Annotated in this window: 2 protein-coding genes; both read left to right on the top strand. The window is 43.9% G+C overall.

What is annotated here, in order from left to right; translation table 11 throughout:
* Positions 1-551 (top strand): BglG family transcription antiterminator (locus BSG1_RS19105; RefSeq protein WP_006838880.1); only part of this gene is annotated, 551 nt, incomplete at its 5' end.
* A 178-nt stretch (positions 552-729) separates the two neighbouring features.
* A partial coding sequence (gene ptsG, locus BSG1_RS19100) for a glucose-specific PTS transporter subunit IIBC (protein WP_006838879.1) occupies positions 730-2279 on the top strand: 1550 nt, incomplete at its 3' end.

Here is a 2279-nt window from a genome sequence, read left to right as displayed (position 1 = left end):
TCGCTCTGACAGATCATATATTATTTGCAATTAACCGTCTGATGAAAGGGATGGCGATTCGAAATCCGTTTCTTATGGAAACAAAGGCACTGTATCTTTTTGAATATGAAGTAGCTAGAGACGTTGTCGCTCTTTTAAATGAAGAAACTAACGTAGAGCTGCCAGAAGGCGAAATCGGATTTATCGCACTTCATATCCATAGTGCCATGATGAACAAGGATCTTTCCCAGGTTAATCAACATTCCCGGTTAATCGGGACATTGACTTCCACAATTGAAAATACGCTGGAAGCAAATATCGATAAGGAAAGTGTCCATTACATGAGACTTGTACGCCACCTTCGATACACAATCGAGAGGGTCCTCAGGCAGGAGCGCGTTCAAGAACCGGAAAAAATCGCTTTACTATTGAAAGAAGAATACCCACTGTGTTATAATCTGTCGTGGAAACTCATCAAAATAATGCAGCAAACACTGAAGAAACCAGTGGATGATGCGGAAGCGGTCTATCTGACTATGCATCTGCAGCGCATACAGAATAAAGTTAAATAATGAACTTATCTCTTAACGTGTTACTGATACGATCAGGCATGAGTGAAGAAGATAATTGATTTGTGTATTTTGGGGAAGTCTACCTTTATACACAGTCAGTGTCTCCTTTTACTCATGCCTTTTTTGTGTTTGCGGCTATTATTTTGTCCATAAAAAAGAAAATTGGGAGGTTATCACTTTGTTTAAAAAAGCATTTGGTGTTTTGCAAAAAGTAGGTAAAGCTTTGATGCTGCCGGTTGCGATTCTTCCTGCGGCAGGGATTCTGCTTGCGCTGGGAGCGGCGCTTGAAAATCCTACTCTCTTGGAGTTGGCTCCGTTTTTAGAAGCGGACTGGATTGCTAAGGTAGCTCATGTTATGAAAGAAGCGGGCGGAATTATTTTCGGAAATCTCGCGCTGTTATTTGCTGTCGGAGTCGCGATAGGGCTTGCCGGCGGTGAAGGGGTTGCCGGACTTGCGGCAATCGTTGGTTACCTGATCATGAATGTCACTATGGGAGCAGCGATGGGAATCTCTGCAGAAGATGTAGGTGCCGACATGGCGTTCGCAAACGTTCTTGGCATTCCAACTCTCCAAACGGGTGTATTCGGAGGGATTATTGTCGGTATACTCGCAGCCTATATGTATAATCGTTTTCATAACATTGAACTTGCTTCCTATTTAGGGTTCTTTGCCGGAAAGCGTTTCGTACCGATTGCAACGGCTGCCTCGGCTGTTGTTCTGGGGCTATTGATGCTTTTGGTTTGGCCGCCAATTCAAACAGGCTTGAATAACTTCTCCAACTTCATGTTAGGGGAGAACAGAACAGTTGCAGCATTCGTATTTGGTGTGGTGGAACGTGCATTGATTCCATTTGGTCTTCACCATATTTTCTACTCTCCATTCTGGTTCGAGTTTGGAACGTACACTTCTGAAGCTGGGCAGATCATCCGCGGAGATCAGGCCATCTTCATGAAACAGATTCAAGATAATGTGCAAGAATTAACAGCTGGTACCTTCATGACAGGTAAATATCCATTCATGATGTTCGGACTTCCTGCAGCTGCATTGGCGATCTATCATGAAGCTCGTCCGGAAAGGAAGAAAATTGTTGCAGGTATCATGGGATCTGCTGCTTTAACTTCTTTCCTTACAGGTATCACAGAGCCGATCGAATTCTCTTTCCTATTCGTAGCGCCGATCCTGTTCGGTATCCATACGATTTTTGCGGGGCTGTCCTTTATGACAATGCACCTGCTTGATGTAAAAATCGGTATGACATTCTCTGGTGGATTAATTGATTACATCCTATTTGGTGTCATTAACCCGCAAACGAACTGGTGGTTAGTGATCCCTGTCGGACTAGTGTTCGCTGTGGTTTATTACTTCGGTTTCCGATTCGCCATCCGTAAGTTCAACCTGGCAACACCTGGTCGTGAAGAAGTGGAAGATGATGAAGAAGAAGGAACAACTTCTACAGGTTCTGACCTGGCATATGATGTCCTTGAGGCAATGGGTGGAAAAGAAAACATCGCCCACCTTGATGCATGTATCACTCGTCTTCGCGTATCAGTCAATGATGAAAAGCAAGTAGACAAAAAGAAATTGAAGAAACTTGGTGCTTCAGGGGTACTTGAAGTAGGGAACAGCATCCAGGCGATCTTCGGACCGAAATCAGATACATTGAAATCTCAAATGAAAGATATCATGATGGGTAAAACTCCTCGAAGAGCTGAACCAATGCCGGGGAA

Source organism: Bacillus sp. SG-1, assembly GCF_000181495.1.
Taxonomy (GTDB): domain Bacteria; phylum Bacillota; class Bacilli; order Bacillales; family Bacillaceae_B; genus Rossellomorea.
Note: the sequence above shows the minus strand (reverse complement) of the source record. Positions and strands in the feature narration are given on the sequence as shown.